General features: G+C 65.3%; 7 protein-coding genes and 1 pseudogene. 6 read left to right on the forward strand and 2 right to left on the reverse strand.

All coding sequences use genetic code 11. The annotated features are described in order from the left end of the window. A pseudogene (locus J0I42_RS23920) lies at positions 1-390 on the forward strand (hypothetical protein); the annotation flags it as partial. Positions 391-691: 301 nt separating this feature from the next. Beyond that, complete coding sequence (locus J0I42_RS23925; protein ID WP_291658684.1) at positions 692-1,042, forward strand: Atu4866 domain-containing protein; 351 nt, start codon at positions 692-694, stop codon at positions 1,040-1,042. Between the two features lie 79 nt (positions 1,043-1,121). On the opposite strand, the gene J0I42_RS23930 is transcribed toward J0I42_RS23925, so the two are convergent. Further along, positions 1,122-1,733 carry an NAD(P)-dependent oxidoreductase gene (locus tag J0I42_RS23930; protein WP_291658685.1) on the reverse strand — a complete coding sequence of 204 codons (612 nt, stop codon included), beginning with the start codon at positions 1,731-1,733 and terminating at the stop codon, positions 1,122-1,124. A 124-nt stretch (positions 1,734-1,857) separates the two neighbouring features. Between J0I42_RS23930 and J0I42_RS23935 the strand changes: the two genes are divergently transcribed. From J0I42_RS23935 to J0I42_RS23950, 4 genes are all read left to right on the forward strand, one after another. After that, positions 1,858-2,229 carry a winged helix-turn-helix transcriptional regulator gene (locus tag J0I42_RS23935; protein WP_291658686.1) on the forward strand — a complete coding sequence of 124 codons (372 nt, stop codon included), beginning with the start codon at positions 1,858-1,860 and terminating at the stop codon, positions 2,227-2,229. A 198-nt stretch (positions 2,230-2,427) separates the two neighbouring features. Continuing rightward, positions 2,428-2,697: a 30S ribosomal protein S15 gene (gene rpsO, locus J0I42_RS23940; RefSeq protein WP_061966650.1), complete on the forward strand. Its 270-nt coding sequence runs from the start codon at positions 2,428-2,430 to the stop codon at positions 2,695-2,697. 261 nt (positions 2,698-2,958) lie between these two features. Then, a complete protein-coding gene (gene pnp / locus J0I42_RS23945) occupies positions 2,959-5,133 on the forward strand; it encodes a polyribonucleotide nucleotidyltransferase (RefSeq protein ID WP_291658687.1) in 2,175 nt (724 codons plus the stop codon). A 274-nt stretch (positions 5,134-5,407) separates the two neighbouring features. Further along, the gene (locus J0I42_RS23950) at positions 5,408-6,043 is read left to right on the forward strand and encodes a pyridoxamine 5'-phosphate oxidase family protein (protein WP_291658689.1); all 636 of its coding nucleotides are present in this window, start codon (positions 5,408-5,410) and stop codon (positions 6,041-6,043) included. A gap of 157 nt (positions 6,044-6,200) precedes the next feature. On the opposite strand, the gene J0I42_RS23955 is transcribed toward J0I42_RS23950, so the two are convergent. Then, positions 6,201-6,986 (reverse strand): adenosine kinase (locus tag J0I42_RS23955; RefSeq protein ID WP_291658690.1); only part of this gene is annotated, 786 nt, incomplete at its 5' end.

The raw sequence follows: 6,986 nt of genomic DNA on the forward strand, positions 1-6,986 counted from the left end.
GAGCAGGCCAACGGTATCGACGAGATGAGCCAGGCCGTCGCCCATCTCGACGAGATGACCCAGCAGAACGCCGCCCTCTCCGAGCAGAGCGCGGCCTCGGCCGGCTCCCTCTCCAGCCGCATCGAGCAGCTCAACGCCCTCGTCGCAGCATTCAAGACCGGGCGCGAGACTGCTGGCCAGGTGGCTCATGCCCAGCCGACTGCAACGGCCCTGCGCGCGGTCAAGGCGCCGGTGCGGGGGCCCCGACCGGTGGCGGCGGCGACCTCCGGCGAGCCGGAGCGGCTGCGCCAGCTCGCCGAGGCCGCTTTCGTCCAGTCCAAATCCATGCCCGCCCCGCGCAAGGTCGCCAATGGCGGCAGGGCCAATGATTCAGGGTGGGAGGAATTCTGAGGCGGCAGCCCCCCGAGCCATACTCGACCCAAGACACAAGCGGCGCCCCAAAAAGGGCGCCGCTTACGTTTCGAGGAGAAATATTGGCCGGTGCCTCTTGTCGTGCCGCTTGATCGACCTATTTCCGTGACAGGCGCCGGGGCTTTGCCCCATCACGACGCCGCCCTCGCACATTCAATCCGTGACCTTCCTCGGCCGACTCGCTGGAGTCGATCGATGCCGCACCGCTTGCTGACAGGTCCCGACGGGGATGTCTGCGACAAGCGGTTTCAGCCGTCACCACCACAGGGAGACGAAAACCATGCAGATCAGCCAGGTTCTTCAGGCTCTCGGCCAGTTCGCCTCCGGCCTCGCGCCGGCCAGCCGTTCCGTCCGCCCGCTCGAGATCGATTTCGACACCGCCGACACTCCCGGTCCCTTCGAGCAGGCCGCGATCGGCCAGTGGAAGACCGAGGACGGGTCGATCCTGATCGACCTCAAGCCCGATGGTCAGTTCCACAAGGCCAAGCCCGCCGCCGGCGCCAGGCATGTCGGCCGCTATGCGGTGGATCGCTCGAAGCTCTATTTCGAGGGCGAGACCGGTTGGGTCGCGCTCGGGAAGCTGAAGCGCGGCACGCTCAGCATCGGCGAGAAACGCTTCCGCAAGATCTGACCCACACTCGCGAGCCATTCGGTACAGAAGGGCCCCGCTTCCAGAAGGAGGCGCGGTCCTTTTCGTTACAGCGTCAATTTCAGTAGCCGACGGTGAAGCGGCGGCGGCTATGCGCCGGCCTTTCCAGTTCGTCGACCAGAGCGATCGCATAATCCTCCGCCGAGATCGAGCTGTTGCCCTTGGCGTCGACGAGGATCTGGTCGGTGCCGAGGCGGAACTCGCCAGTGCGCTCGCCCGGCCGGATCAGAGCCGAGGGTGAGAGGAAGGTCCAGTCGAGCCCCTGCTCCTGCTTCAGCAGATCGAGGAACACGCCGCCCTTCCGCGCCTCGTCGAGATAGGCGGCCGGGAATTCCGGGGTATCGAAGAGCCTCACGCCCGGCGCGACCTCGAGGCTGCCCGCGCCGCCGACGACGAGATAGCGCTTCACATCCGATTGCTTCACCGCCGCGAGCAGGATCTGCGGATCGCTGGCCGTGAAATGTACGGCGCTGATCGCTGCGTCGTGGCCAGCGAGGAGCCTGGCCAGCCCGGCCTCGTCGAAGACATCCCCCTTGACGGCGGTAACGTCCGGCAGCGCAGCGACCTTCTCGGGATTGCGGACGATTGCGGTGACGGCATGGCCGCGGGCGGTGAGTTCGGCCAGCAGGCGCGAACCGATGAATCCGCTGGCGCCGATCAATGCGACTTTCATGACAGAGGCTCCTTATCGTGGTATCCAGTGGATACCAACACTCCAATGGAACCTATCTGGCCTTGCCGCTCAGCCCCGTAAAGAAGGCACTTTCGCGCGACATGGTCACCTCCGGGAAACCGCCATGCTGAAACGCCCCGACCCTTTCCAGGCATTGTGCCCGACGCGGCGCGTGCTCGACCGCATCGGTGATACCTGGGCGGTTCTGATCCTGATCGCGCTCGACGACGGCACCCTGCGCTTCAATGAACTGCGACGGCGGATCGAGAACATCTCGCAGAAGATGTTGTCGCAGACGCTGAAGAGCCTGGAACGCGACGGGCTGGTGCGCCGCGAGGTTTTCGCGACGGTGCCGGTGACCGTCGAGTACTCGCTGACGGAACTCGGGCGGACGCTGGCCCAGACGGTGAACCAGCTCACCCTCTGGGCGGAGGCCCATATCGGCGAGGTCGAGGCGGCGCAGCAGCGTTATGATCGCGCTGGGGCCGCGGCCTAGCGATGCGTCAAGGGCTTCACCACCAGCCGGACTCGGGAACGCTGGCGTTTCCACCGATTTCGTGTATATGCCCGGGCAACCGGCTTGACCAGCCGGCGGCGCGACCCCTCCGCGATGAGGCGGCTCGCGGGCTTCGGACCTTGCTGGACGACATCCCGGCCTGGCCCGCCAGATCAACCCGAACACGAGGATATCCCGATGTCGATCACTGCCGAGCGCAAGACCGCGCTCATCAAGGAACACGCCACCAAGCCGAACGATACCGGCTCGCCGGAAGTGCAGATCGCGATCCTCACGGAGCGCATCACCAACCTCACCGGCCACTTCAAGTCCCACAACAAGGACAACCATTCGCGCCGCGGCCTGCTCAAGCTGGTCTCGCAGCGCCGGTCGCTCCTGGACTACCTGAAGGGCAAGGAAGAGGCCCGCTACAAGACGCTGATCGAGAAGCTCGGCATCCGCCGCTGATCGAAAGCCGACGGTTTCCGCCCGGTGCGACCTGCTCCGGGCGGCTCCTTCTCAGGTGAGACCGCCATGGGGCGAGGCCGCCTGACTGTCGCGGAAGCCGCATGGGGCGGCCTTCCCGCGTGACCCGCCGGGCGCCCAAGACGTCCATGGCAGGATCGCCGAGCGCTCGGGCGCATTCCCTTCCATACCCGAGCGCTTCGCCGTCTTGCTCATGGGCCTGAAGGCACCGGACGGGTCGAACCCGACCGAAAGACGAAACACATGTTCGATATCCAAACCGAAGAACTGATCTGGGGCGGCCGCAAGCTCGTCCTCGAGACCGGCAAGGTCGCCCGCCAGGCGGACGGCGCCGTGATGGCGACCTATGGCGAGACCGTGGTGCTCGCGACCGTCGTCTCGGCCAAGGAGCCGAAGCCGGGCTTCGACTTCTTCCCCCTGACCGTGAACTACCAGGAAAAGACCTTCGCGGCCGGCCGCATCCCCGGCGGCTATTTCAAGCGCGAGGGCCGTCCGAGCGAGAAGGAGACGCTGGTCTCCCGCCTGATCGACCGTCCGATCCGCCCGCTCTTCGTCGAAGGCTACAAGAACGACACCCAGGTCGTCGTCACCGTTCTCCAGCATGACCTCGAGAACGATCCCGACATCCTCGCGATGGTCGCGACCTCGGCCGCTCTTACCCTTTCCGGCGTGCCCTTCATGGGCCCGATCGGCGGCGCCCGCGTCGGCTATATCGATGGCGCCTACAAGCTGAACCCGACCATCGAAGAGATGAAGGAATCGGCTCTGGACCTCGTCGTCGCCGGCACCCAGGACGCCGTGATGATGGTCGAGTCCGAGGCCAAGGAGCTGACCGAGGAGGTCATGCTCGGCGCCGTGATGTTCGGCCACAAGCATTTCCAGCCGGTGATCGAGGCGATCATCCGCCTGGCCGAGAAGGCCGCCAAGGAGCCGCGCGATTTCAACCCGCCGGATGATTCCGCCGTCCTCGACGCGATCATGAAGGTCGGTGAGACCGAGCTGCGCAGCGCCTACAAGATCACCGCCAAAGCCGAGCGCTACAAGGCTGTCGACGCCGTCAAGGCCAAGGTCGTCGCCGCGCTGGTCTCGGATGCGCCGGACGGCGTCGCCACCTTCCCGAAGGACAAGGTCGGCGCGCAGTTCAAGGAAGCCCAGGCCAAGATCGTGCGCTGGAACATCCTCGACGACGGCATCCGCATCGACGGCCGCGACGGCAAGACCGTGCGCCCGATCGTCGCGGAAGCAGGCGTCCTGCCGCGCACCCACGGTTCGGCGCTGTTCACCCGCGGCGAGACCCAGGCGCTGGTCGTGACCACGCTCGGCACCGGCGAGGACGAGCAGTTCATCGACTCGCTGGAAGGCACCTACAAGGAAACCTTCCTGCTGCACTATAACTTCCCGCCCTACTCCGTCGGCGAGACCGGCCGCATGGGCTCGCCCGGCCGCCGCGAGATCGGCCATGGCAAGCTCGCCTGGCGCGCCATCCATCCGATGCTGCCGGCCAAGGGCGAGTTCCCCTACACGGTCCGCGTCGTCTCGGAGATCACCGAGTCGAACGGCTCGTCCTCGATGGCCACCGTCTGCGGCACCTCGCTGGCGCTGATGGATGCCGGCGTGCCGCTGCGCGCGCCAGTCGCGGGCATCGCGATGGGCCTCATCCTTGAAGGCAAGCGCTTCGCCGTGCTCTCCGACATCCTCGGCGACGAGGACCATCTCGGCGACATGGACTTCAAGGTGGCCGGTACCGCCTCGGGCATCACCTCGCTGCAGATGGACATCAAGATCGCCGGCATCACCGAGGAGATCATGAAGGTCGCCCTCGAGCAGGCCAAGGGCGGTCGCGAGCACATCCTCGGCGAGATGTCGAAGGCGCTCTCGGCCTCGCGCAGCCAGCTCGGCGAGTTCGCGCCGCGCATCGAGACGATGAAGATCCCGGTCGACAAGATCCGCGAAGTCATCGGCTCCGGCGGCAAGGTCATCCGCGAGATCGTCGAGAAGACCGGCGCCAAGGTGAACATCGAGGACGACGGCACCATCAAGATCGCCTCGGCCGACGGCAAGTCGATCGAAGCGGCGATCAAGTGGATCAAGTCGATCGTCTCGGAAGCCGAAGTCGGCGTGATCTATGACGGCACCGTCGTCAAGATCATGGAGTTCGGCGCCTTCGTGAACTTCTTCGGCGCCAAGGACGGCCTTGTCCATATTTCCGAGCTTGCTCCCCAGCGCGTCCAGAAGGTTTCGGACGTCGTCAAGGAAGGCGACAAGGTCAAGGTCAAGTTCCTCGGCCAGGACGAACGCGGCAAGATCCGCCTCTCGATGAAGGTCGTCGACCAGGCCACCGGCGAGGACATCACCGAGAAGCTCAAGGCCCAGCGCGAGGCCGACAAGGCCCGCGAGAAGCAGGGCGCGGCCGAGTAATCGCCGCAAGCCAGCTTTGCGTAGAACGGGGCGCCCCGCATCGGACGATGCGGGGCGCTTTGCTTTTGGGCTTTGTCGCACCCAAAGCAGCCGGGTCCAGGCCATGCCTCAAACTCGGACCTCACCCGAGCATCTCATGCCGAAAAGAGACTCCCGCATCTTCCCGTCCGAAGATTCTCGGGTCACTGTTTCGCGACGCCCAAGATTGATAGTCGGGACCGGATGACGCATCGTTCACAATAGTCTAGACATATGCCGATCCATGGAGACCGGCATGTCCAGCCACCGCATCGCCTCGCTCGACGATCTCGCCCGCGCCTATCCCAATCCGATGGCGCCGGCATCGCTCTTCAAGGAGATCGACCATGTCGACGCGAACTATGCCGCGCTGATCGCCGCCTCGCCGTTCTTCGTGCTCGCGACGGTCGGCCCGGAGGGGCTGGATTGTTCGCCGCGGGGGGATATGCCGGGCTTTGTCACGGTCCGGGACGCGAAAACGCTGCTGATTCCCGACCGAAAAGGAAATAACCGTCTGGATTCATTGAAGAATATCCTGTTCGACGATCGAATCGGAATGCTCTTCATGATTCCCGGTTGCGGCGAGACGCTGCGCGTGAACGGACGCGCTGAGATTTCCTGCGATCCTGAGTTGTGCTCACAGTTCGAGATGTCCGGGAAGCTGCCCACGAGCGTCATGGTCGTTCATGTCGAGGCTGTCTACTTCCAGTGCTCGCGCGCAGTGGTGCGGGCGGAACTCTGGAACCCGGAGCGGCAGGTCGACCGGCGCAACCTGCCTTCGCCCGGCACGATCCTGCGCGATATCACGGCGCGCAATGCGAAGGTCGAGACGTTCGACGGCAAGGCCTATGACGAGGCGCTGCCGGGCCGGGTCAAGGCGACGCTGTACTGAGAGGGTGCTTCCCTTCGCCGTCCGGGCCAAGCGGGGCCACGGCGAGGCCGTGACGGATGAAGTCAGAGCCTCGACCAGAAACAAGAAAGGGCCGCTTACGCGACCCTTCCTCATCCGTCCGCTCCGCAGACACCTTCTCCCCGAGGCGAAGGAAGGATCAAAGCAACCCTTCGTTCCCCGCCAGCGTCTTCAGGCGCACATCCGGCCGGGCACCGATATGCGAGATGATCTCCGCTGCCGCCAGCGCGCCGAGACGCAGGCAGTCACGCGTCTCGCGGTTCGAGGTCAGGCCGTAAAGGAAGCCCGCGGCGAAGAGATCGCCAGCACCGGTCGCATCGACGACGCGCTCAACCGGGAAGACCGGTTCCTCGACGATGCCGTCCGGCGTCACCGCCAGCGCGCCCTTTTCGGAGCGGGTGACGACGGCCAGGATGTTCTCCGAACGCAGCCAGGACAGGGCGGTGTCGAAATCCGAGGTCTCGTAGAGGCTCTTGAGCTCGTGCTCGTTGGCGAAGACCAGATCGACCATGCGGTTGCGGATCAGGCCGATGAACTCGTCGCGATAGCGGTCGACGCAGAAGGAATCGGAGAGCGTGATGGCGACGCGGCCGCCGGCCTTGTGGGCGATCTCGGAGGCCTTGCGGAAGGCTTCCTTGGCCGCCGGCGGATCCCAGAGATAGCCTTCGAGATAGACGATATCGGCGGCCTCGACGGCCTTGGCGTCGACATCGGCGACCGAGAGGCCCTGGCAGGCGCCGAGATAGGTGTTCATCGTCCGCTCGCCATCGGGCGTGACAATGATGAAGGAGCGCGCCGTCGCCGGCCCTTCCGTCGCATCGGCCGTGCCGAAAGCGACGCCGAGCGAGGTCAGGTCATGGCGATAGAGCTTGCCGAGCTCGTCGCCGCGGACCTTGCCGATGAAGGCGCCCTTGCCGCCGAAGGA

Origin of the sequence: Allobosea sp. (assembly GCF_017308015.1) — a bacterium.
In the GTDB taxonomy this organism is placed as follows: Bacteria; Pseudomonadota; Alphaproteobacteria; order Rhizobiales; family Beijerinckiaceae; genus Allobosea.

Coding starts and splice junctions, on each gene's coding strand:
- J0I42_RS23925 (WP_291658684.1), top strand. CDS start 692: ATGCAGATCAGCCAGGTTCTTCAGGCTCTCGGCCAGTTCGCCTCCGGC.
- J0I42_RS23930 (WP_291658685.1), bottom strand. CDS start 1,733: ATGAAAGTCGCATTGATCGGCGCCAGCGGATTCATCGGTTCGCGCCTG.
- J0I42_RS23935 (WP_291658686.1), top strand. CDS start 1,858: ATGCTGAAACGCCCCGACCCTTTCCAGGCATTGTGCCCGACGCGGCGC.
- rpsO (WP_061966650.1), top strand. CDS start 2,428: ATGTCGATCACTGCCGAGCGCAAGACCGCGCTCATCAAGGAACACGCC.
- pnp (WP_291658687.1), top strand. CDS start 2,959: ATGTTCGATATCCAAACCGAAGAACTGATCTGGGGCGGCCGCAAGCTC.
- J0I42_RS23950 (WP_291658689.1), top strand. CDS start 5,408: ATGTCCAGCCACCGCATCGCCTCGCTCGACGATCTCGCCCGCGCCTAT.